This is a genomic window from Hymenobacter sp. 5516J-16 (assembly GCF_022919335.1).
In the GTDB taxonomy this organism is placed as follows: domain Bacteria; phylum Bacteroidota; class Bacteroidia; order Cytophagales; family Hymenobacteraceae; genus Hymenobacter; species Hymenobacter sublimis.
This window is the reverse complement of record NZ_CP095058.1, coordinates 59,747-80,005: the sequence shown is the minus strand read 5'-3', so window position 1 is coordinate 80,005 and position 20,259 is coordinate 59,747. Positions and strand designations below refer to the sequence as shown.

Sequence of the window (20,259 nt, the reverse complement as noted above, 5' to 3'; positions counted from 1 at the left end):
GAACTTCATCCAAGACTCTACGCTCCTAGGTCCCCAATACCCAGTTAGGCAATCATTTTTTCAATGGGCAGCACCAGAATGCCCTCGGCACCCACGGCCTTGAGTTGCCCGGTGATGTGCCAGAAATCATCCTCGTTTACCACCGATTGCACCGACACCCAGCCTTCCTCGGCCAGGGCCGTCACCGTGGGCGATTTGATGCCGGGCAACAGGGCCTTTACCGCATCCAGGGCGGCAACGGGGGCATTCAGCACGATGTATTTGTTGCGGCGGGCCCGGCGCACGGCCTGCATCCGGAACTGCAGCTGCTCCAGCAACTCTTTCTTTTCCGGGCTCAACGCCTGGTTGGCAATGAGCACGGCTTCGGACCGGAACACGGTTTCTACCTCCCGCAGGCCGTTGCCCAGCAGCGTGGAGCCGCTGCTCACAATGTCGCAGATGGCCTCGGCCAGCCCAATGCTCGGGGCAATTTCCACCGACCCGCTGATGGTGTGCAGGTTGGCCGTTACGCCGCGCTCCTGCAGGTAAGAACCTAGAATCTGGGGTAAGACGTGGCAATGCTTTTGCCCTGCAAATCAGCCACGGAATCGTAGCCGGCGGCCCGGGGCACGGCCAGGCTCAGGCGGCACTTGCTAAAGCCCAATCCCTCAATTTCCAGCTGGGGCAGGCCAGCTTCCACCAACACGTTCTGGCCCACAATGCCCAGGTCGGCCACGCCATCCTGCACGTAGCCGGGAATGTCGTCGTCGCGCAGGTACAGGATTTCGAGCGGGAAATTGGTGGCTTCGGTTTTCAGCTTGTACGAGGACGTCAGGAAGCTGATACCGCACTCCCGAATCAGGGTCAGGGAGTCTTCGCTGAGGCGGCCCGATTTCTGGATGGCCAGACGGAGCATATCGTGTGGAATTAAGGGGAAGAAGTAGGAAGTAAGCCGGGGCCGGTCTGGGCCGAATCGTACGTCCTATTCAGGATGAGTTGCCGGAGAATACGGGAAGCGGGACCCAAGACGTTGGAAAAGGCAATACACTGCCGGGGCCACCTGGTTGCGGGGGCCGGGGAACCAGTTCGGTTCGCCCAACGGGGTCAATATGATGCATATATTCCTCTAGAAAGAGGAATGGTGCCCGTGATGATGCTGGTGCTGCGACGCGCATGGCCCGGCCAGGCGGCCCAGCGTGTGGGCGGCCAACTGGTGGCAGGGGCTTGAAAACAGCGCGGAGAAAGGCATACGAGGCTGGTAGTAGCGGGGCAAATGTACGGGCCAACGGGTAGGATGAAAACTTTTCGGCAAAAATTTTACGCGAAAGCCGGACCTTTACGTTTTCCGCCTCCCTGCAACCTGATTTCTGGCATCATTGTTTCAGGCCTACGCCACCATTGACCGCCTACCTTCTTCTGCTGCTTACCTGTTGTTGCCTTTGCTTATGAATCGTGTCCGGCTCGCGGCTTTCCGTCTGGGGTTAGGAATTAGCCTGTTATGCGCGGCGGGCCGGGCCCAGGCCCAGTCTGCCGCCCCCGTTTCATCCGCGCCTGAAACTCCGGTAGTGCCTACTCCTGCTGCCCCGGCTCCCGCGGCTAACGCCGCTGGTAGCCAGCCAGTGCAGCTCCCCCTGCCCCAAGCCAGCCCCCGGGCCCTGGTTAGCCAAACCTTTGGCCTGACGGAAGTAACCGTGGACTATCACGCGCCGGCCGTGCGGGCGCGCGCCGTGTGGGGCAGCCTAGTTCCTTACGACCAAGTGTGGCGGGCCGGGGCCAACGAGAATACGCTTATCACCTTCTCTACCCCCGTGCTGCTGCGCGGGCAAACGGTGCCAGCGGGCCAGTACTCTTTTTACGTGGTTCCTCACCAAGACCGGGACTGGGAACTGGTACTCAACCGGGTGACTACCCACTGGGGCGCCGAGGGCTACGACCAGCGCGACGACGTAGTACGGGTGCCGGCCATGCCGGAAACCGCGCCGTTTCACGAGAATCTGCTGTACTGGTTTTCCGACATCAAGCCCACGGGCGCCCACCTAAATCTGACCTGGGAAAAGCGCACCCTCACCTTGCCCATTGAAACCGAAGTGCACAAACAGGTGCTCAGCGGTATTGAGCGGGTGCTGCAGCAAAAGCCCGGCGACTGGCAGCTGCTGGCCCAGGCAGCCGATTATCTGGTGCAGAACAACATTGAGGCCGAGCGCGCCCTCACCTATATTAATGAGTCGTTGCGCCTGCAGGATGCGGCCACCAACAACTGGGTGAAAGCGCGCCTACTGGCCCAGCAGCAGGATTTTGGCACGGCTATCGTGTACGCGCGTAAAGCCATCAAGCTCGGTGACAAGGAAGACAGCACCTTTAAAAGTCAGCTGCCCAGCATGCGCATTGCCCTCACGGAGTGGCAGGCCAAAGCGTACTAGCACCCTACCCCGCTTCTACTATTTAAAGCCGCCTTATCAGCAAGGCGGCTTTTTATTATTGGTTGCGGCTTGGGGTTATCTTGGGAGCCATGGAAGAATTTCTGCGGCTTTGCCATTCCATTCACCCCCTGTCAGCCGGGTTGGAGCAGGCCCTGCGCCAGCAGGTCCGGCGCGACACGGCCAGCCCTCGGCAGCACCTGTTGCAGCCTGGCCACACGGCCCAGCGGCTGTATTTTCTGGAAACCGGGTTGGTGCGCGGCTACTACCTCAAAGAAGGCAAGGAGGTTACCGCCTGGTTTATGCACGAGGGCAACTTCATTGTTTCGATTCTCAGCTTTTTCTCCCGGCAGCCCTCCCACGAATACCTCCAGGCCCTGGCCGAGTGCGTGCTCTGGTCCTTGAGCTACGAGCAGCTGCAGGAGCTGTACCGGCAGTTTCCGGAGTTCAACTTCATCGGCCGCCGCCTCACCGAGCAGTATTACGTGCTCAGTGAGCAGCGGGCCTTGCAGCTGCGCATGCTCTCGGCAGCGGAGCGCTACGACCAGCTGCTGGCTCACTACCCCGATATTTTCCAGCGCGTACCGCTCAAAATGCTGGCCTCCCACCTGGGCCTGACCCCGGAGACCCTGAGCCGCCTGCGCACCCGCCGTTCTTGATAAATATCAAGGGTTGCCTAGTGCCGCCGCCGCACCTTTGGAGCAGGATTTCACCAACCCGCTTCTTTTTATGCAACCCACCATTCAGGCCGCTTTCCACTGCGGCAGCACCGCCCTCTGTCTGACGCTTCCGCCATGGAGCGCGCCACCCATGCTGGTCATTATTTTCGTGGCCTTTGCCTTTTGCTTTGTGCTGGAGCGCCTAATTCCTGGATGGAAGCTGCCCTACGTATCTACCTGGCCCCTGCGGGTGCTTACCATCAACCTTGCTCAACTGCTTGTGGTAGTGGTGGCCGGAATCAGCTGGGAAAAATGGTTTTCCGCCTACTCCCTGCTACAGGTGTCCCGTTACGTGGGGCCGGTAACGGGCGGGCTGCTAGCCTACGTCGTAGCAACGTTCGTATTTTACTGGTGGCACCGTTGGCGTCACACCCAGGATTTTCTGTGGCTGCACTTCCACCAAATTCACCACAGCCCGCGGCGGATTGAGGTCATCACGTCCTTTTATAAGCACCCGCTGGAGATGACCGTGAATTCTCTGATCGGCGGGCTGCTGGTGTACACCGTTCTGGGCTTGAGCCCCGCCGCCGGGCCGTGTACACGCTCTGCACCGCCCTGGGCGAGTTTTTCTACCACACCAATGTGCGCACTCCCCGTTGGGTTGGCTACGTGTTTCAGCGCCCCGAAATGCACCGCGTCCATCACCAATACCAACAACACAGCCACAACTACGGCGACCTTGTCATTTGGGACTGGCTCTTTGGGACCTACCGCAACCCCGCCGAGTTCCACGCTACCTGTGGCTTCGATGCCGACAAAGAAGAACAGCTCGGAGCCATGCTTCGCTTCCAGGATGTGCACGAGGCAGTCAAGCAGAGCTGAGGCAGTAAAGGGCAACACTACGGTTGTCGAGTTGCAGAACAGGGATATTTCCTAGTAGAAAGCTCCACTAGATTAGTTTAGTGGGGCTTTCTACTAGGAAATATTCCGGTTCTGCCCTTAAAACCGGGCCGTTATCCGCAGGTTCACGAGGCGGCGCGAGAGGAAGTTAGGAATGGCGTAGAGGCGGCCATTCAGGTCCTGAATGTAGTTGTAGCCGGCCAGGTTGTCGGCCCCAAGCACGTTGAGGATTTCCAGGCTGGCCCACAAGGTTTTCAGCTGCACGGCGCGCCCGCTGGCTTCTTCCACGGCCGTGCGCAGGGTCAGCACCTTGGTAAAGCCCAGGTCCGCGCGCTTGTAGGACCGGGTGAGTTTGCTGGTGCCGCGCAAATCCGGGTTGTCGGGGGGCTGAAGGGTAGGCCCGTGCCAAATACCAGGTTCACGTAGCCCTTCAGCGAGGGGTTGCCCGGCAGGTTGTCCTGCAGAAACACGCCCAGGTTCAGCCGCTGGTCGGAGGGCCGGCGAATATAGCCCTTGGGCACGCGGCCGGTTACGTTGCCATCGGCATCAAAGGTGTTGATAGAATCGTCCTTCAGGTTCTCGCGGGTCGTGAGCACGCCCAAGCTAAACCACGACTCGGTACCGGGAATAAACTCCCCGCTTACGCGCGCGTCGAGGCCGGCAGCGTAGGCCGTGGCGTTGTTCTGGGCGAAATAGCGCAGGCGCACGTTGTCAATATCGTAGGGCACGACGTCGGTCAGGTACTTATAGTAGGCCTCGCCAGTAAAGCGAAACGGGCGGCCCCACTTGGTAAAGCGCAGCTCGTTACCCACAATAAAATGCAGGGAACGTTGGGCCCGCAGGTCCAGGTTCAGCTCGCCCTGCTGGGCTTGCGGGGCCCCAGACTGGTAGCGCAGCTCCCGGTAGAAGGGCGGCTGATAGTACACCCCGGCCGCCGCCTTCCAGGACACCCGCGGATTACGGGCGCTGGTAAAGGCGTACTGCACCCGGGGCTGAGGTTAAGCTGCTGATTGACCGTCCAGTAGTTGAGGCGGAGCCCGTAGGTCAGGGTTTTGAGTGAATCCAGCTGGTAGGTGTGCTGTACGTAGCCCTGAGTGCGGGTACTTTCCAGCCGCAAGTCGGAGCGCAGGCGGGTCCGGCGGGCATCGGGCACGTAGTCGGCCGAGTCGGTGAAGCTGTATTCATTCAGCTCATCCTGAATTCGCTCCCGCCCCACTTTCAGCCCCCAGCGCACGGCGCTTCGCTGCCCGGGCGTCCAGGTGCCGCGCGTTTCCAGGGTAGCAATGCGGGCAGTGAGGTAGTTGCGGGAGTGGTCGAAGCGGGAACCCAGCCCCGGCGGTCCAGGTCCTGGCCGTAGTCCGGCGAGTCCGGGTCGCGGTTGATTTCGGCAATACTGTAGGCCGCTTCCACGTCGCGGTACTCAAACTCGCGCGAGTACAGCAGCCCGCCCAGCAGCTCCAGGCGCAGGTTGGGTTGCAACGCGTGACGCAGGTTCAGCCCACCCTGGTAGGTGTCGTATTGCATCCGCTCCTGGCCTCCGTAGAAGATGTAGAGGCGGGAAAGTTGGTTGGCGGCGGTGCTGAAGGTACTCTCCCCGCTTTCGGGGTTAAAGCGAAAATCGTTGTGCGCAAACGTGTTAAACACGCCCAGGGTAGTGCGCTCCAGGTTTTCTCGCGGCCCCAGGGCCAGGGTAATCAGGCTTTGCCCGTCGTAGAACGTGGGGTTGTAGCGGCCTTGCTGCTGCTGCAGGGAGTTAAACACGTAGGTGGCGTTCTTGTAGCGCACCCCGGCCAGGTAGCTCACCCGCTTACTAAGCGAGGCTGCCTCCACGTGAGCCGTGCCGCCCACCAGACTAGCCGTGGCGGAGGCCCCAAATGCGGCGGGCTGCTTGTACTCCACGTTGAGCACCGAGGACAGCTTGTCGCCGAATTTGGGCTGCCAGCCGCCGGTAGAAAACTCCACCCGGTCCACCAGATCCGGATTAATAAAGCTCAATCCTTCCTGGGTAGCGGCCGTTACCAGAAACGGCCGGTACACCTCAAACCCATTGACGTAGACCAGGTTTTCCTCGTAGTTGCCGCCCCGCACCGAGTAGGTGCTGGTTAGCTCATTGGTGCTGGCTACCCCCGGTAGGGTTTTGAGCACGGCGCTAAAGTCGCCGAAGGGGGAAGGAATTTCCTTGGCCGCGCGCGGGTCCAGGGGAATAATACTGACTTGCTCCCGGGTGTCGGCCGCGTCGGAGCGGCCCCGCACCGTAACGTTGCCCAGGGCGCGCGTGTCCTCCGTGAGCGTAAGGCTAAGCTCGCGCTGCTCCTGCAGGTTCAGCGTCAGGCGCTGGGTTTGGTAGCCCAGCCGGCGCGCTACCAGCACGGGCGCTTTGCCATTGAGTGGGCGTACCACCGGCAAGGCAAACCGGCCCCGGTCGTCGGTGCTCGTGCCGCCTACTAGGCCCTCCACTCCCACGGCTACCTGTTCCAGGGGCTGCCCGGCCGCGTCGCGCACGGTACCCGTCACGAGCACGCGGGCGGTTTGCTGGGCCTGCACGGTACTGGCGGGGCCCACAATCAGGCCCAGCCCCACCCCTACGGGCACCGCCTGCAACAGCAGAGGCAGCCACAGCCCCGAACGAGAACGGAAAAGTTTCGGCATCCGGGCGGCTTAGTTGTAGTCCTCCGTATCGGCGGCCAGGGCTGACAGCTGGTGGCGCATCTGGGCCAGCGTAGCCACCGGATCGGGAGAGTTAAACACAAAGGAGCCCGCCACTAGCACGTCGGCGCCGGCTTCTACCAGGGCGGCGGCATTGTCCAGGCTCACGCCCCGTCAATTTCAATCAGGGCCGCCGAGCCACTGTCCACGAGCAGCTCTTTCAGGGCCGCTACTTTGCGTAAGGTATTGGGAATGAACGACTGCCCCCAAAGCCGGGATTCACCGACATCACGCAGACCAGGTCCAAATCGGCGGCAATGTCCTCGAGCACCCAGACGGGCGTGTGCGGGTTCAGGGCTACCCCGGCCCGGCAGCCCAGCTGCTTAATCTGCTGCACCACCCGGTGCAGGTGGGGCAGGCTTCGTAATGCACGGTAATGTTGGCGGCCCCGGCGTCGCGGAAGGCGCTCAGGAAGTGCTGGGGCTCCTCTATCATCAAATGCACATCAATGGGTTGCTGGGCGTGACGGTGCACGGCCTGCAAGACGGGAATTCCAAAGGAAATATTGGGCACAAAGCGCCCGTCCATCACGTCGAAGTGCAGCCAGTCGGCGGCGGAGCCGGCTAGCCGCTCCGTTTCGGATTGCAGATTACCAAAATCAGCGGCTAGTAAGGAGGGCGCCAGCAGCGGGGCCATACGACGGGTAGAATTCATGCTGCGAAAGTAGCGGATTGCGGTGAGCTGCCGGTAAGGTGAGCCGCTGATCCTGCCGGAAGTACAACGGGCAGCAACTCCGCATTCCCATACGATAACCTACCGCCGCTCATCATAACGAGGCCCCGGAACAGCTAGTATTCCGGGGCCTCGTCTTGTGCTCAGCTTGGGGAGTGAAAGCGGCGGGGTAGCATTAGCTGGGCTTTTCCCAGGCGCGCCAATCCAGCTTGCCGTCCTCGGTCTTGCGCAGGAACACGGTTTGGTCATCGTCCTGCCGTTTGCCGAAAGTCACGTCGCCGCGGCAATCCAGGCATTTGACGGAGGTATATTTGAATTTATCCTGGGCGACCCGGGCCGTCAGGTCCAGGTTATCGGAGCCGCAGAGGCCACACTTGGGCACATCGGGGAAGCTCAGCCGGTCGTACTCAGCCACTACCTCGTGAAAGTTGGGCCCTGCACCGTGAAGTGAAACTGCCGGCGCCCAATGCGCTTGGAGACCATCATTTGTAACATACTGGAAGAGAGTTGGAAGTGTAAAATCGACGTATAGTCGTGAATATGTAACAAAATCAGGCTCCGAATAGGTCCCGAATTAGCTAATTTAATGTGCAATAAACTAATATTAATAGCAAAAACTACTCCTGTACTTGACTAAAAAAACCGGGGTAGGTAGCTTTTAACCACGTTAAAAGCTACCTACCCCGGTTAAGAAGTTGTTATAGCGCGCAGAAGCTACAGTTTGACGAACCGTACCGTGCGCTGTTCGCGGCCGGCGCTAATGGTACAGGTGTACACGCCCTTGCCCAGGACGCCCGGCTGCAGGCGGACGGCGCTGGCCGTGGTGGGGCTACCTGCTGCTCGGACACCAGCGCCCCCGGGCATCATAGATGCGCACCCGGAGCGGCACCGCCTGAAAGCCTACGGCCAGTTGCAGGTACAGCTCCGTTTCCTTGATCGGGTTAGGGTAAATGAACAGCTCCTGCCGGGCAGCGGCCGCACTAGCAGCCAGAGGCGTACCGGGGTTCGCCAAGTTGTAGGCCGACACGAAATTTGGGATGCCGTAGCCCACCTCATCATTCGGGGCCGTGGCCCGGCTGCCGGAGCGCTGCAGGAAGCTGATAACCTGCTGGGCCGTGAGGCGCGGATTAGCCTGCCAGAAACCCGCAACCATGCCCGCCAGCACCGGACACGAGTAGGAAGTACCGTTGCCGCGGTTCACGCTGCCATCGGGTGCCACAATGGCCGTTTGGAAGCCCATGGCAGCCAAATTCGGCTTGATGCGGCCGTCGGCGGTAGGTCCGCGGGAGCTGAAGGAGGCCCGCACCAGCAGGGAGTCAACGGCCCCCACTGACAGAATGGAATCGGCATCGGCCGGGGCCGTGACGTAGCGCCAGGAGCTGGCGCCCTCGTTGCCCGCGCTATTCACTACTAGCATGCCTACCCGGGCGGCCACCGTGGCGGCGCGACTAGACAGGGCCGTGCGCCCATTCAGGTCGGCGTAGGTGTAGTCAATGGAGGGGTAGTCAAAGGTATTGTAGCCCAGCGAGGAGCTGATAATATCGACCCCGGCGGAATCGGCGTATTCGGCCGCCAGCAGCCAGTTGGCTTCTTCCACCGGATGCTCAGAGGAGGCATCCTCCGTGATGCACAGGTGGTAGGTGGCCTTGGGCGCCGTGCCGATGTACACGCCCGGCTGGTTGCCGGCCATGGTGGAAAGGCACTGGGTGCCGTGGCTGTTGCGCTGGTAAACGGCCGTGTTTTTGTCGACGAAGTTAAAGGTGCTGGCCAGGCGCTGCTCCTGATACAGGGCCGCAAAAGCCGGCGCCGTATTCACCCCCGGAAACCCGGCATCGAACACGGCAATCTGCATGCCCTCCCCCGAAAGCCAGCCTCGTGCATTTTCACCGCGCCAATCATCTGGGCCTGCGTAAAGGCCTTGCCGTACTGGTTGCGGGTGCTGCGTTCCTGGGTAGTAGGCACTTGGTCCCCGTTGCCGCGCTTGCGGGTGCCGGGCAGGCCCCGGTTCAGGGTGCGGGCCGACCGGACGCAGGGCAGCGCCTGCAGCTGTTGCAGCGTCGCCGAGTCGCAGGCCACGACGGCGGCGTTAAACCAGCGCGACGTGTACCACACCTGAGCTCCGGACACGGCCTTAACCTGCTGCACGTAGGCTGGGCTTACGGGCAAGTCGCGGGCAGAATGGCAATGTTCTGCCGCTGCCGCCGCTGCACCGAGCGGGCCGAAAGAAATGTCTGGGGCTGGGAGATGCTGTGGGGCGTGCCGGCTTTGTCCTTGAAGTACACCAGGTGCTTGCGCACGGTACCCGCGGTGCGGGCAGGAGCCGGGTGCAGCGGGTGGTTGCCGGCGGCAACCGAGAGCAGGGCTTGGGTGCTTATTCCAGCAAGCAATACCAAGCGGAAAAAAGAGCGGGATAGAACCATTCGTGTGCCGAATTGACTTGCCGGAAGATACGAAGGAATCCTGGATTTTGTCCTTTTCCGGGCCGCTTTGCACCGGCTGAGGGCACCCCAATTTCAGCGCAGCCCAGCAGCCACCACGCCGGCGCGAGGAGTCGCGTCGGCGTGGTGGTAAGGAACCGTAAGGCCGCCTGAAGACTGCTATTTTCCGGAGGCTATGAGCACCTCGCTGCGCGACTGGCCCTGCTGCTTGAAGGCTGGATTGCAGCCCACCGCGTCGCAGCGGCTGATAAAGCGCCGGCGCACCCGGTACACCGGCCCAATGCCGCGGGCAAAAGTCGTGCGTAGCACGGTGGTGTAGGCTGCATTCACGTCCTGGGCCAAGTCATTGACTGTGGTAATGGTTTGGTCGTACTGGTAGGTTTGCCCGCCGCGGGTGATGCGGAAAGGCTGGTTGGCGCCGACGTAAAAGCGGTTCACGACCGTCAGCGAATCCAGGGTATTAAAGGCGTTAATGTTCCAGGTTTTGCCTTCCTGCACCGGAAATACCAACTCCACCGTGCGGCGGTTGTTACGCTGTTCCGTCAGGGCCTGGCCTTTAACCGCCACGGTGATTACCGAGTCTATCTTCCAGGGGTCCGTGGCCAGGGTGCGGCGGGAGCGGATAACGCGGTACACGGGCTGGCCGGTAGCATCGGGCTCCAGGGCCGTGTCAACCTGCTCCCGAAACTGGAAGCGGCTTACCGTGGGCACGTTGGCCTGGTAGGCAGTGTCAATTACGTCGTAAATCCGGTACGCCCCAGTTCCAGGGGTAGTAATCCCGGCCCTGGTCCGGCACGGGCACGGTTTCGTTTTCACAAGCCGTCAGCCCTCCGGCGGTGGTAAGTAGTAACAGCGCCCACGCGCCGGCCGGGCGCCGCAGCAAGTGAGCAAGTAGAGAATACGTCTTCTTCATACAGTGTCGATAATGCTGGAAAAATAGCACAGGATCCGCATACTTCCGGCCCTTGGCCGCTCAAACTATCATTCGGCCCGACTGGTTCCGGCATTTCGGCGGTAGCCGGGCCTGTGGGCCCAGCGGCAGCAAGCGGGCCCAGCCCGAACGCACGGGCGCGAACATTCGTCCGCGCCCCGGCTTAGCAGCTACGATGGCAGCCCGTACTACTGGGCCGCTACTACGGCCGCTGCAGGCTCGGGGATTTCACCGATGGTGTGGCGCTCAATCCAGCCCCCCCTAGCACGTCTTCTCCCTCGTAGAAAACGGCAGCCTGGCCCGGCGTTACGGCGTGTACCGCCTCCTCGAAGTAGATGTAGATTTTGTCGCCCTTTTGCTCCAAGAACGCCGGGGAACCGTCGTGGTTGTAGCGGATTTTGGTAATGCTCGGCACCAGCCCACGGCCTTCCAAGGAGGCATATTTGCCCATGTTCAGCTTGCCCACTACCGTGCGCGTGCTGGCCAAATCCTCGAAGTTACCCAGCACCACCCGGTTGGTTTCCGGGTCGATGGCCGTGACGTAGGCCGGAAAGCCCAAAGCTACGCCCAGGCCTTTGCGCTGCCCGATAGTGTAGAAGGGGTAGCCCTCGTGCTTGCCAACTACGGTGCCGTCGCGCAACACAAACTCGCCGCCGGCCACGCGCTCCTCCAGGCCCGGTACCCGCCGCCGCAGAAAGCCGCGGTAGTCGTTGTCGGGAATAAAGCAGATTTCGTAGCTCTCGGGCTTGTTCACCAGCTCGGTGAAGCCCCGCTCCCGGGCAAAGTCGTAAATAGCCGTTTTGCGCAGCTGCCCCAGCGGAAACAAGGTGCGGGCCAGGCTCTCTTGCGTCACGCCCCAGAGGGCATAGCTTTGGTCCTTATTATCATCAAGGCCTTTGCTGATGACGTAGCGGCCGTTTTCCTCCCGTACCTGGGCGTAGTGGCCGGTGGCAATAAACTCGCAGCCCAGCTGATCAGCCCGGCGCAGCAGCGCATCCCACTTAATGTGGGTGTTGCAGAGCACGCAGGGGTTGGGCGTACGGCCCGCCAAATATTCCTCCGTGAAGTTGCTGATGACAAAGTCCCCGAACTCGTCGCGGATGTCGATGATGTAATGCGGGAAGCCCAGTTCCACGGCAATCTGGCGGGCATCGTTGATGCTGTCCAGGGAGCAGCAGCCGGTTTCTTTCTTGCTGCCGCCCGCCGAGGCGTAATCCCAGGTTTTCATGGTCATGCCGACCACCTCATAGCCTTGCTCATGCAGCAGCACGGCCGCCACGGAGCTGTCGATGCCGCCGCTCATGGCTACCAGCACCCGTCCTTTCGTTGTGTTCATACTGAATCAAATTGCGCCCGAAGCGTGAAAGGTTCCGGCCGAATACGCAAAGGTACGCGCAATTGTATGTTACGCCCGAAACCGGCAGGTGAGTTTCCTCCCCCGCAACCGGCCACTAGCCCCCAACACGACGAGCTTGACCGGTGGCAAAAATTTTCTACCTACTTAGAAGGCTTGTTCTAAGCGAGTTGCCCCGCCCTTGGCCGATAAACGCATGCTACGCCCCTAAAATTCTTTGAATATTGCAGCGGCAGCCAGCACCGGCGGCTCTCCCTTTCGGTTTCCTTTCTGATTTCCCTGCTATGGCTTTGCTAGTTCCCGTGATGGTGCGCGGCATTAATAACCTCTCCGACGCCCGCTACTGCGCCGGTATGGGGCCGACTCGCTTACGTTTCGTCTTGACCCGGCCTTCGCCGACTATCTCACGCCCGAAACCGTGCGCGAGCTGAGTGGCTGGGTGGCCGGCGTGCAGCTCATCGGGGAATTTGACGCCCTACCCATTGAGCAAATCAACCAGCTGGTGCAGGAATGCGGCCTGCACGCCGTACTGCTGCACCGCCGCCACCCCGCCGATGAGCTGGCCGCGCTGACCGTGCCGGCCCTGCGCTTCATCACCTGGATTCCGGACATGGTGCACGAGGACGTGGAGTTGCTGCTGCGCGAGCAGGCCCCTTTTACCAGGGCTTCGTGCTGGCCACTGCGCCTACCCCCTGCCCAATCCGGCGGAGGTAATCCGGCTAACTGAGTACGCCCGCCAGTACCCCATCTGGCTGGGCGCAGGCTTTGCCCCGGATAGTTTGCGCGACTACGTGGAGGCGCTGAATCTGGCGGGCATCGTGCTGCAGGGCGGCGACGAAATCAAGCCCGGCCTGCGCGACTTCGACGAAATGGAAGCCGTATTTGAGCAGCTAGAAGACTAACTACCCCTACTGAGGTAGTAAAGCGGGGCCCTTTCCGAAGCAGGAAGGTGCCCCGCTTTTTGTGGGGGCTGTGCCGCCAGCAGCTAGGCCATAACCGTCAGTAAGGAATACACGGGGGCCGTTAGGTGAGTGGGGCCCTGAAACCTCAGGCAGGTGGCGGCTTCATTGGGGGTAGGCTGTTGGTAAACAGCCGCCACGCTACCTGACCGGGCAGCTCAACAGCAGCGGCCACCGGACCGCCCTCGTAGTTTTGCCCCAGCACCCAGCCGCCCTCAGCTCGAAGCAGAAACCACGTATCCCCACCCTCACCCGTCACTCGGAAGCGCACAGCCGTGCCTTCCGGGGCTACTACTGCACGGTAGTGATAGGGCAAGGCCTGTAAACAAGTAGCCAGAAACGGCCGGTAAAGCTCCGGGCTAAACAGCGGCGCCTCCTGCCCTACCGCCTGCCGGATTTGCTGCTGATGGTGCCACTTTTCGGTGTACTCGCGGGCGACGTGAAACTGGTTGGTCGATTCTGCCTCGCCGGCCCAGGCCACGGCAAACGTGGCCGGCGCTGCTGGGTCCAGGGATGCCAGGAAGTCGTTGTAAGCGGGTCCTACCAGCTCCAGCAGCCACGTCAGTACCGCCGGACTCAGGCGCTGCCCGGCGCTTACCCAGGAGGTATTCAGCCCGTTGAGGTAGCGCACCACATCGGCGTATTCCCCGCTGGCCGGACCAGGGCCGGCGAAGTGCCCGTCGCGCAGCATGGACAGGCTGCGCAGGCTGCCATCCAGCAGGTGCAGGGCCACGTCGCGCACCGTCCAGGCGGGCGCCAGGGTGGGTTTCTCCCAATCGGCGGGGCAAGACTACGCAGCACTTCCACGAGCCGGCGGTCCAGCTCCGGAAACAGTGGTAGGGTATCGGGAATGGAAACAGGAGTCATTGAGCGAAGCTAGAGATTTTGCGCTGTTCTCCTACCCCGCCACCCACGGGCCGTAACCTAGGCGGTTTGGCCCCTAAGTAAACAGAACGTCATGCTGAGCCCCGCGAAGCATCTCTACCTCTGACTAACTAATGGCACAACAACGAAGTGGTAGAGATGCTTCGTGGGGCTCAGCATGACGTTCTAAAAGGCACAGAGTACCTTTCTCGACTTCTAGACACCGACCCTAGCTGAGCTGAAACTGCAGGTATTTGATAGGCACTCCGAGCGTGCGGTACTTACGCTCGAAGGTGGTCTGGATGTCCTCGGCGTGCGGGAGCAGTTCGGGGTGGCGTACAAATCTTTGGTGTGGGCCAGCATGGTAGCGCCGGGCCGCTGTTGCAGGGTTTCCAGGGTGAAGTCGAACAAGCCCTCGTTATCGGTTTTGAGGTGCACCAGCCCACCAGGGCGCAAGATTTGCTGGTAGAGGTCGAGAAAGCGCGGGGCCGTGAGGCGACGCTTGATGTCCCGGTCGCGGGGGCGCGGATCGGGGAAGGTTATCCAGATTTCGTGCAATTCACTGGGCGCGAAGTGGGTGAGCAGGTCGTGGGCGCGGGTGCGTAGAAACCCCACGTTGGTTAGGCCGAGGGCTTCGGCGCGGGTGCTGCCCCGCCAGATTCGCTCGCCCTTGATGTCGAGGCCCATAAAGTTGCGCTCGGGGTAGCGCTCGGCCAGCCCCACGGTGTACTCGCCCTTGCCGCAGCCCACTTCCAGCGTAATGGGGTTCGGGTTGCGGAAGAACTCGGTTTGCCAGCGCCCGCCGAGCTGCTGATAGGTTGCTTTACCGGGTTCTACTACGTCGGGGCGCTCCGCGTTATCAGCGAAGCGCTTCAGTTTTACTCGACTCAAAATGGTGAGATGGTGAAATAGTGAAATGGTGAGTTGGCGGAAGTAAAGTAGGATTGTCATTCCGACCGGAGGGAGGAATCTGGGTGCCAGCAGAAGAGGCTAACCCAGGTTCCTCCCTCCGGTCGGAATGAGAGCTTACAGCTCCTCGATTTCGGCCACCACAAAGGTACTACCCCAATGAAGACCACATCATCGGGCTCGGCCGCGGCCCGGGCGGCAGCTACGGCGGCCGATACCGGCCCGTAGGCTTGGCCGTGCAGCCCCGCGGCGGCGGCTCGCTCGGCTACCTCCCCGGCGGGTAACGCCCGCGGGATACTGGCTTGGCAGAAGTAATAGGTGGCATCCTGGGGTAGCAGGCTCAGCATTTTGCTGACGTCCTTATCATTGACCACTCCCAACACGAAGTGCAACTGCCGGTACGGGAGCCGCGCCAGCTGCCCGGTGATAAAGCTTATCCCCGCCTCGTTGTGTCCCGTGTCGCAGACTACCAGCGGTTGGCGCCCCAGAATCGTCCAGCGGCCCCGGAAGCCGGTGAGGCGGCGCACGTTCCGCAGACCCTCGCGCACGGCCGCTTCCGGTATTACGAAGCCCTGCCGGCGCAGCTCGTCCAGCACGGCCAGCACACCGGGCAGGTTCAGGCGCTGGTAGTCGCCCACCAGGGCCAAGTCGACATTTTCGAGGTAAGGTGTAGTATCGCGCGTTAGGTGTAGCACTTGCGTGTCGTCCTCGGGGTAGCCTCATGCAGCAGCTCAGCGCGGTAGTGGGCGTCGGCAAACAGCAGCGGGGCGCCTTCCTGCCGGGCTTTCTGCTCAAATACCGGAGCTACTTCGGGCTGGGTCTGGCTGATGATGGCCGGCACGCCGGGCTTGATGATACCAGCTTTTTCACCCGCAATCTGGGGTAGCGTGTTGCCCAGCAAATTCTGGTGGTCGAAGCTGATGTTGGTTATCAAAGAAACCAGGGGCCGGATGATGTTGGTGGAATCCAGGCGCCCGCCCAGGCCTACCTCCACCACGGCAATGTCCACCTGCTGCTCGGCGAAGTAACTGAAAGCCAGGGCCACGCACATTTCAAAGAACGAGGGCTGCACCTCCTCAAAGTAGCCGCGCCAGCGCTCCACCCAGGCTACGAGGTAGTCGGGCGCCAAGTCCTGGCCGTTTACTTTGATGCGCTCCGTGAATTCCTTGAGGTGGGGCGAGGTGTAGAGGCCCACTTTGTAGCCAGCGGCCTGGAGCACCGCCGCCAGCAGGTTCGAGGAGCTGCCTTTGCCGTTGGTGCCCGCCACATGCACGCTCCTGAACGTACGTTCAGGGTTGCCCATGGCCGCGGCCAGGGCCTCGGTACGCTCCAGCCCCGGCTTGTACCCCGCTTCCCCTACCCGCTGAAACATGGGCAACTGCTGGTAAAGGTAGTCGAGGGTTTGCTGGTAGGTCATGGGAAACGAGGATTACAACGGGCAAAGGTAAGCGCCTACGCCTGCTTTGCGTTCCTACTGAATAATGCAAAAAGCGCCGCCCTAGCTAGTAGGGCGGCGCTTTCGGTTGTCATTTCGAGTGAAGCGAGGAATCTGGATTAGCCTCTTGTGATAAATCCAGCTTCTTCGTCTCTGCTTGATGCACAGAATGCGCTGAATGACAAAGTTATTGTACCGTAAAGCGGAACGTATAGAAGCCAGTGGCCCCGCCCTCCGCCGAGCTGGTGCGGCGGAACTCTACATTTTCCAGGGCATCGCGGCAGACCTTCTCCTGGGCCGGCGTTACGTTGCCCGATACTTTGGTTACCGACTCCACCTCGCCATCGGCGTTAATCTTAATTTTGAAGCGTACGAAGCCGGAGTTGTTGTCCAGGAACTGCGGATTCGGCTTGCTGACTACGGCCCAGCCCGCCATTTCCAGGCCGCCGCTGCCGGGGCTGGTGCCGCGGCCGCCCTTGCCCGGCTCGCCGGAGTACGCGGTGCCGCCGTAGGTGCCGCGCGGGTCGCCTTTGTCGCCCATGGTACCGGGGTTGTCGCCGTTGTTGTTGCCGGTGGGGGCGTTGCTGGTGCCGTTCACCCCGTTGCCGCCGCCGTCGGCGCGGTTGGCGCGGGGTGTGAACACGGCCCGCTGGTCCACTTTCGGGCGCGGAGGCTCGGGCTTTACTTCTTCCTTGGGCGCCTCGGCTACCTTTTTCACGGGTGGCACCGTCACGGGGCTTTCCTCGGCCTCGCTAGTTACTACCCGCTCCTCAGTGGGCGGCGTGGGGTCGGGCTGGGCGACGGGTTGGGGCGGCGTGGGGTCGGGTTGGGCGGCCGGCGGGCGGCTATCCTCCCGGTTCTGCGACTCGTTGGCGGGAGCCTGGCTCTGGATGTCGCCGGAGCCTACCTCATCTACCCCGTAGTTCAACTCTACTCCGTCGCCGCCGGCCAGCTCATCCAGGGGCGGATCGGGGCCTTTGAACACGGTAAAGAAGAACAGAGCGGCCAGGGCCGCATTAATCATCACCGTGCCCAAGAGGGCCTCCCGGCGGTGCTCTTCCCGATATTCGGTTGCCATGGGACTTGTCTTTTAAGGAAACGACCCCGCCGCTAACCGCCGGCAGGCCACTTCTGGTAATCAATACGCCCCGCTCCGAAAAACGGCAGACGGGGCGCTTGTCTTGCTACAGGTAACGGCCGAACTAGTTCCGCTGGTTCACGCGCCGCTGGTTGGGGCGGTGGCTTACTTACCCGAGGCTTGCTGGGCCTGGGTAGCCATTACCATCTTAATCTTGAGGCGGTTGCCTATTTCCAGAATATCCACCAGCTTTTGCACGTTCAGCGAAGCATCCACGCGCAGTACAGCCGTGGGGCTTTCCAGGCCCTGCACGCGGCGGGCCAGTTCGGGCTCCAGCTGATCGGGGGTAATATTCTGGCGGTCAATGAAGTAGGCACCAGCTGCGTCTACGGAAACCGTGATGGGCTGCTTCATTGCCTGCTTGCCCGAGCGAGCGTTGGGCAGCATGAGTTTGATAACGTTGGGGTTCACCATCGTCGACACAATCAGGAAGAACAGCATCAAGAAGAACATGATGTCGTTCATCGAGCTGGTCTCGACGTGGGAGGAAACCTTGCGGCGCCGGCTGAGGTCCATGCGGTGAGGTTGTGAAGTTGCGAACTTGTGAAATGGTGTGAGTCTATTGATGGACTAGCTTGAAGTGGGCGTACAGAACGTCAAACTCACCATTTCACAAGTTCACAATTTCACCTTTAGTTGTCCTGAAGAATATCCATGAACTCGATGGCCGAGTTCTCCATGCGGAAGACCATGCGCTCCACCATAATGCTGAGCCAGTGGTAGCCGATGTGGGCGATGATACCCACGATCAGGCCGGCCGCCGAGGTCACCATTTTGGTGTACAGACCGCCCGAAATCTGAGCAATGCCGAAGTCGCCAGTGGAGCTGATGGCGTAGAAGATTTTGATTACGCCGATGATGGTACCCACGAAACCGAGCATGGGCGCAATACCGGCCACAATCCCCAGTACGTTGATGTTCTTCTCGAGGCGGGCAATTTCAATCTTCCCCACGTTTTCCACGCTGGTTTCAATCTCCTTTAGGGGTAAACCAATGCGGCGGATGCCCTTCTCAATCATGCGGGCCAGCGGCGTGGGGTTCTGGGCGCACAGCATTTTGGCGCCCTGCAAATCTCCCTTCACCATCAGCCCCGAATGCCGGGCATAAACGACTCTGGCACGGCGCCAGCCTTTCGGATGGTCAGGTAGCGCTCCAGAATGATGTACACAGAGACGAAGAACAGCAGAAACAGTGGCACCATAATCCAGCCCCCGGCCAGAATCAGGTCGATGAGCGAGAGGCCGGGCGCGGCATTGGCCGCCGCGTTGGCTGCGGTAGCAGCCGAGTCGGCCGCGGCGGGCGAAGCGGCGGGAGCCGCGTCGCTGCCAACCTGGAGTTGCAGCAGCAGGGAGAGCAGGTGCGTCATGCGTGGGATAAGGTGAGAAGCAAAAGAATAGCTAAAACACACAGGCCTTAGTTGGCTTTGCCTGAGCGCTTTAGCTATTCAAAATTTCAATTTAGTGAGTCAAGTTTGGGCTTAGTAGTTTTTAATCCACAGGTCGCCCATGCGCTTGCGCAGGATGCTAGCCTGGCGGTCGGCCGAAGCCCGGTCGGGGTAGTCGGCCACGGATAGCATGAACTGGCGGCTGCCGGGCGCGGGCAGAATTACGCGGGCCGGGTGGCCCAGGCGCACCAGCGCCTGGCGGCCTTTCTCGGCGTTGGCCAAGCTGGTGTAGGAGCCTGCCACGATGTAGTAACGGCCCGTACGGCTTTTAATTGTCGCGGAAGAGGCTCCGGCGGTTGCATTGGTAGCGGCTGCTTTTTCCCAGCCCGGCGCCTTGGCCTTGGCGGGTTTGGCCGCTTTACCTTTCACCGTTTGCACAGGGGTAGCAGCTACTGGCGCCGCTGACTTGGGCGCGGCGGCTGGCACAGTTGCGTGGACCACCGGCTTGGCCACCACTACGGGTTTAGCAGCAGGCTTGACCACCACCGCCTTGGCAGTTGAGGGCGCGCTAGCGGCATTGTTCCACTCGTCTTCGGTGGCGGCAGAAACCGGAGCATTCAGGCGCGGCGTGGGAGTAGCAGCCAGTTCTGAAGATGGATCGGCAAGGGCCGCCTGCTGCCGCTGCGTGGGCTGCGGGGCCGGATTAACCGCCGGGGCCTCCGCAGCGCTACCCGACAAGGCCGTAAGGCGTAGGTTGTCGGGCAGGTAGCCGAACATATCGGCGAAGATATAGTTGGCCGACAGCACCAGCCCGGCAATGCTTACCATGCCCAGGGTGCGCAGCACCCGGACCGCCCGCCCCGACCGGGCCGAGGCTAGCAGCGGGGCCGGCGCGGGCCGCTCGCGGGCCAGCAAGGCGTCCGTCGCGCGCACGGGCCGCGAAACCAGTTCAGGTAGGCCAAAGCTGGCGCTGAGCAGGTTTTGCCCGCCCGTGTATTCAAATTCCAGGCCGCGGCCCGGGGCCCGCCGGAATATTCCTACTCCGCCTAGCTCCGTGCGCAGGCCATTTTCCAGCTCTTGCTCCATACGTACCACGGCTTCGCGTACCAGCTGGCGGGCCTGGGCCGTACTCACGTTCAGCGTCCGGCTCAGGGCATCAACCAGCAAGCCGTCGTTGCGGGTTAGGGACTGGTTGAAGGCCACGCGCTTGGCCGGCGGGCCAGCGTATGCCGCACCGGATGAATCTGGGCGGGCGCATAGTCGGCAATCAGGCCGCCGAAATCGGGGATGATGACGCAGTCATGGTCCCGGAGCAAGGTGCGGATATGGTCAGAAAGCATTCGGTGGGTACGTAAGAAATGTGCTGGCAGGCTAAACGAAACAGCAACCATCCCTCATGCTGAGTACAGCAAAGGACCTTATCCAGCAGAATTGAACGTGGTTACGTCACTAGTTCTGGCATGATAAGGTCCTTCGCTGGGCTCAGGATGACAGGTGATTAGAGGTGCCTTGCC

General features: G+C 61.3%; 25 protein-coding genes and 3 pseudogenes. 7 read left to right on the top strand and 21 right to left on the bottom strand.

Translation table 11 applies throughout. From position 1 onward, the window contains the following. Nucleotides 1-44 precede the first annotated feature (44 nt). Nucleotides 45-895 (bottom strand): annotated as a pseudogene (gene hisG, locus MUN84_RS00410) (ATP phosphoribosyltransferase). A gap of 529 nt (nt 896-1,424) precedes the next feature. On the opposite strand from hisG, the gene MUN84_RS00405 reads away from it, so the two are divergent. The 4 genes and pseudogenes from MUN84_RS00405 (at nt 1,425) to MUN84_RS22655 (ending at nt 3,937) form a co-directional block, all read left to right on the top strand. Next, nucleotides 1,425-2,399: a DUF2911 domain-containing protein gene (locus tag MUN84_RS00405; protein WP_244696162.1), complete on the top strand. Its 975-nt coding sequence runs from the start codon at nt 1,425-1,427 to the stop codon at nt 2,397-2,399. An 89-nt stretch (nt 2,400-2,488) separates the two neighbouring features. Further along, entirely contained in the window at nt 2,489-3,055 is a 567-nt protein-coding gene (locus MUN84_RS00400) for a Crp/Fnr family transcriptional regulator (RefSeq protein ID WP_244696161.1), read from the top strand. Nucleotides 3,056-3,125: 70 nt separating this feature from the next. After that, nucleotides 3,126-3,578, top strand: a pseudogene (locus MUN84_RS22660) (sterol desaturase family protein); the annotation flags it as partial. 71 nt (nt 3,579-3,649) lie between these two features. Further along, the gene (locus MUN84_RS22655) at nt 3,650-3,937 is read left to right on the top strand and encodes a sterol desaturase family protein (RefSeq protein WP_262920603.1); all 288 of its coding nucleotides are present in this window, start codon (nt 3,650-3,652) and stop codon (nt 3,935-3,937) included. Between the two features lie 117 nt (nt 3,938-4,054). Here MUN84_RS22655 and MUN84_RS00390 read toward each other — a convergent pair whose 3' ends face one another. The 10 genes and pseudogenes from MUN84_RS00390 to mnmA form a co-directional block, all read right to left on the bottom strand. Further along, a complete protein-coding gene (locus MUN84_RS00390; protein WP_244696160.1) occupies nt 4,055-4,264 on the bottom strand; it encodes a hypothetical protein in 210 nt (69 codons plus the stop codon). Next, nucleotides 4,258-4,941, bottom strand: a complete 684-nt coding sequence (locus MUN84_RS00385) for a hypothetical protein (RefSeq protein WP_244696159.1) — start codon at nt 4,939-4,941, stop codon at nt 4,258-4,260. The genes MUN84_RS00390 and MUN84_RS00385 overlap by 7 nt, the downstream gene beginning before the upstream one ends. Before the next feature lie 232 nt (nt 4,942-5,173). Then, the gene (locus MUN84_RS00380; protein ID WP_244696158.1) at nt 5,174-6,604 is read right to left on the bottom strand and encodes a TonB-dependent receptor; all 1,431 of its coding nucleotides are present in this window, start codon (nt 6,602-6,604) and stop codon (nt 5,174-5,176) included. Between the two features lie 9 nt (nt 6,605-6,613). Next, nucleotides 6,614-7,297: pseudogene (gene rpe, locus MUN84_RS00375) on the bottom strand (ribulose-phosphate 3-epimerase). A 211-nt stretch (nt 7,298-7,508) separates the two neighbouring features. Continuing rightward, nucleotides 7,509-7,748 carry a hypothetical protein gene (locus MUN84_RS00370; protein ID WP_244696157.1) on the bottom strand — a complete coding sequence of 80 codons (240 nt, stop codon included), beginning with the start codon at nt 7,746-7,748 and terminating at the stop codon, nt 7,509-7,511. A gap of 414 nt (nt 7,749-8,162) precedes the next feature. Further along, a complete protein-coding gene (locus tag MUN84_RS00365) occupies nt 8,163-9,185 on the bottom strand; it encodes a S8 family peptidase (protein WP_244696156.1) in 1,023 nt (340 codons plus the stop codon). Continuing rightward, on the bottom strand, nt 9,146-9,499 hold the full coding sequence (locus MUN84_RS00360) for a hypothetical protein (protein ID WP_244696155.1): 354 nt from the start codon (nt 9,497-9,499) through the stop codon (nt 9,146-9,148). The genes MUN84_RS00365 and MUN84_RS00360 overlap by 40 nt, the downstream gene beginning before the upstream one ends. Continuing rightward, nucleotides 9,490-9,720: a hypothetical protein gene (locus MUN84_RS00355; protein WP_244696154.1), complete on the bottom strand. Its 231-nt coding sequence runs from the start codon at nt 9,718-9,720 to the stop codon at nt 9,490-9,492. The genes MUN84_RS00360 and MUN84_RS00355 overlap by 10 nt, the downstream gene beginning before the upstream one ends. A gap of 210 nt (nt 9,721-9,930) precedes the next feature. Then, entirely contained in the window at nt 9,931-10,587 is a 657-nt protein-coding gene (locus MUN84_RS00350) for a hypothetical protein (protein WP_244696153.1), read from the bottom strand. 317 nt (nt 10,588-10,904) lie between these two features. After that, nucleotides 10,905-12,038 carry a tRNA 2-thiouridine(34) synthase MnmA gene (gene mnmA, locus MUN84_RS00345; RefSeq protein WP_244696152.1) on the bottom strand — a complete coding sequence of 378 codons (1,134 nt, stop codon included), beginning with the start codon at nt 12,036-12,038 and terminating at the stop codon, nt 10,905-10,907. 302 nt (nt 12,039-12,340) lie between these two features. Here mnmA and MUN84_RS00340 point away from each other — a divergent pair, with 302 nt between their 5' ends. From MUN84_RS00340 to MUN84_RS22650, 3 genes are read left to right on the top strand one after another with little or no spacing between them, the layout of a single operon-like run. After that, nucleotides 12,341-12,487, top strand: a complete 147-nt coding sequence (locus tag MUN84_RS00340) for a hypothetical protein (RefSeq protein ID WP_244696151.1) — start codon at nt 12,341-12,343, stop codon at nt 12,485-12,487. Then, the gene (locus tag MUN84_RS00335; RefSeq protein ID WP_244696150.1) at nt 12,475-12,783 is read left to right on the top strand and encodes a hypothetical protein; all 309 of its coding nucleotides are present in this window, start codon (nt 12,475-12,477) and stop codon (nt 12,781-12,783) included. The genes MUN84_RS00340 and MUN84_RS00335 overlap by 13 nt, the downstream gene beginning before the upstream one ends. Nucleotides 12,784-12,835: 52 nt before the next feature. Continuing rightward, the gene (locus MUN84_RS22650) at nt 12,836-12,958 is read left to right on the top strand and encodes a hypothetical protein (protein WP_262920602.1); all 123 of its coding nucleotides are present in this window, start codon (nt 12,836-12,838) and stop codon (nt 12,956-12,958) included. A gap of 145 nt (nt 12,959-13,103) precedes the next feature. Here MUN84_RS22650 and MUN84_RS00330 read toward each other — a convergent pair whose 3' ends face one another. From MUN84_RS00330 to MUN84_RS00290, 10 genes are all read right to left on the bottom strand, one after another. Beyond that, nucleotides 13,104-13,757: a hypothetical protein gene (locus MUN84_RS00330; RefSeq protein WP_244696149.1), complete on the bottom strand. Its 654-nt coding sequence runs from the start codon at nt 13,755-13,757 to the stop codon at nt 13,104-13,106. 338 nt (nt 13,758-14,095) lie between these two features. Beyond that, nucleotides 14,096-14,770, bottom strand: a complete 675-nt coding sequence (gene trmB / locus MUN84_RS00325; protein ID WP_317239051.1) for a tRNA (guanosine(46)-N7)-methyltransferase TrmB — start codon at nt 14,768-14,770, stop codon at nt 14,096-14,098. A gap of 56 nt (nt 14,771-14,826) precedes the next feature. Continuing rightward, complete coding sequence (locus tag MUN84_RS23335; protein WP_317239050.1) at nt 14,827-15,483, bottom strand: glutamate ligase domain-containing protein; 657 nt, start codon at nt 15,481-15,483, stop codon at nt 14,827-14,829. Next, nucleotides 15,471-16,205, bottom strand: coding sequence for a bifunctional folylpolyglutamate synthase/dihydrofolate synthase (locus tag MUN84_RS23330; RefSeq protein WP_317239049.1), 735 nt, complete (start codon nt 16,203-16,205; stop codon nt 15,471-15,473). The genes MUN84_RS23335 and MUN84_RS23330 overlap by 13 nt, the downstream gene beginning before the upstream one ends. Nucleotides 16,206-16,410: 205 nt before the next feature. Further along, a complete protein-coding gene (locus MUN84_RS00315; RefSeq protein ID WP_244696148.1) occupies nt 16,411-17,301 on the bottom strand; it encodes a hypothetical protein in 891 nt (296 codons plus the stop codon). A 165-nt stretch (nt 17,302-17,466) separates the two neighbouring features. Beyond that, on the bottom strand, nt 17,467-17,877 hold the full coding sequence (locus MUN84_RS00310; RefSeq protein WP_244696147.1) for an ExbD/TolR family protein: 411 nt from the start codon (nt 17,875-17,877) through the stop codon (nt 17,467-17,469). Between the two features lie 116 nt (nt 17,878-17,993). Next, entirely contained in the window at nt 17,994-18,446 is a 453-nt protein-coding gene (locus tag MUN84_RS00305; protein ID WP_244696146.1) for a MotA/TolQ/ExbB proton channel family protein, read from the bottom strand. Further along, complete coding sequence (locus MUN84_RS00300; RefSeq protein WP_244696145.1) at nt 18,446-18,727, bottom strand: hypothetical protein; 282 nt, start codon at nt 18,725-18,727, stop codon at nt 18,446-18,448. The genes MUN84_RS00305 and MUN84_RS00300 overlap by 1 nt, the downstream gene beginning before the upstream one ends. Nucleotides 18,728-18,838: 111 nt before the next feature. Further along, on the bottom strand, nt 18,839-19,948 hold the full coding sequence (locus MUN84_RS00295) for an SPOR domain-containing protein (RefSeq protein ID WP_244696144.1): 1,110 nt from the start codon (nt 19,946-19,948) through the stop codon (nt 18,839-18,841). Continuing rightward, nucleotides 19,927-20,085: a hypothetical protein gene (locus tag MUN84_RS00290; protein WP_244696143.1), complete on the bottom strand. Its 159-nt coding sequence runs from the start codon at nt 20,083-20,085 to the stop codon at nt 19,927-19,929. Before MUN84_RS00290 ends, MUN84_RS00295 begins: the two co-directional genes overlap by 22 nt. Nucleotides 20,086-20,259 lie beyond the last annotated feature (174 nt).

Coding starts and splice junctions, on each gene's coding strand:
- mnmA (WP_244696152.1), bottom strand. CDS start 12,038: ATGAACACAACGAAAGGACGGGTGCTGGTAGCCATGAGCGGCGGCATC.
- MUN84_RS00290 (WP_244696143.1), bottom strand. CDS start 20,085: ATGCTTTCTGACCATATCCGCACCTTGCTCCGGGACCATGACTGCGTC.
- MUN84_RS00380 (WP_244696158.1), bottom strand. CDS start 6,604: ATGCCGAAACTTTTCCGTTCTCGTTCGGGGCTGTGGCTGCCTCTGCTG.
- MUN84_RS23330 (WP_317239049.1), bottom strand. CDS start 16,205: ATGACCTACCAGCAAACCCTCGACTACCTTTACCAGCAGTTGCCCATG.
- MUN84_RS00400 (WP_244696161.1), top strand. CDS start 2,489: ATGGAAGAATTTCTGCGGCTTTGCCATTCCATTCACCCCCTGTCAGCC.
- MUN84_RS00300 (WP_244696145.1), bottom strand. CDS start 18,727: ATGACGCACCTGCTCTCCCTGCTGCTGCAACTCCAGGTTGGCAGCGAC.
- MUN84_RS00305 (WP_244696146.1), bottom strand. CDS start 18,446: ATGGTGAAGGGAGATTTGCAGGGCGCCAAAATGCTGTGCGCCCAGAAC.
- MUN84_RS00315 (WP_244696148.1), bottom strand. CDS start 17,301: ATGGCAACCGAATATCGGGAAGAGCACCGCCGGGAGGCCCTCTTGGGC.
- MUN84_RS00310 (WP_244696147.1), bottom strand. CDS start 17,877: ATGGACCTCAGCCGGCGCCGCAAGGTTTCCTCCCACGTCGAGACCAGC.
- MUN84_RS00405 (WP_244696162.1), top strand. CDS start 1,425: ATGAATCGTGTCCGGCTCGCGGCTTTCCGTCTGGGGTTAGGAATTAGC.
- MUN84_RS00340 (WP_244696151.1), top strand. CDS start 12,341: ATGGCTTTGCTAGTTCCCGTGATGGTGCGCGGCATTAATAACCTCTCC.
- MUN84_RS00365 (WP_244696156.1), bottom strand. CDS start 9,185: ATGCAGATTGCCGTGTTCGATGCCGGGTTTCCGGGGGTGAATACGGCG.